At 39.3% G+C, this 267-nt stretch carries 1 protein-coding gene; it reads right to left on the bottom strand.

Annotation, left to right across the window (positions count from 1 at the left end; all coding sequences use genetic code 11):
* Positions 1–267, bottom strand: a 267-nt coding sequence (locus RG959_RS24260) for an alcohol dehydrogenase catalytic domain-containing protein (protein ID WP_342799315.1), incomplete at both ends; no start/stop codon positions are given.

Raw genomic sequence — 267 nt, 5'->3', positions numbered from 1 at the left:
ATTCCATATTAGGGCACGTATTGTAATTTCCTTTTTTACAGGATGCACATTCTCCACATCCCCAAATTGGTTCCACTGCTACTCGGTCACCTGATTTGAATCTAGTCACACCTTCTCCAACTTCAACTACTTCCCCAGTAAATTCGTGGCCTAAAATCATTTTATCAGCTGTGACAAACGATTTGTGCATGTATTCATGTAAATCTGTACCGCAAATACCCGCATATTCCACTTTTACTTTTACTGTACCTTTTGTTACTTCTGGTG

Origin of the sequence: Domibacillus sp. 8LH (assembly GCF_038806185.1) — a bacterium.
Classification (GTDB): Bacteria; Bacillota; Bacilli; order Bacillales; family Domibacillaceae; genus Domibacillus; species Domibacillus indicus_A.
The sequence above is the reverse complement of the archived record's forward strand: the minus strand, read 5'-3'. Positions and strand labels throughout refer to the sequence as shown.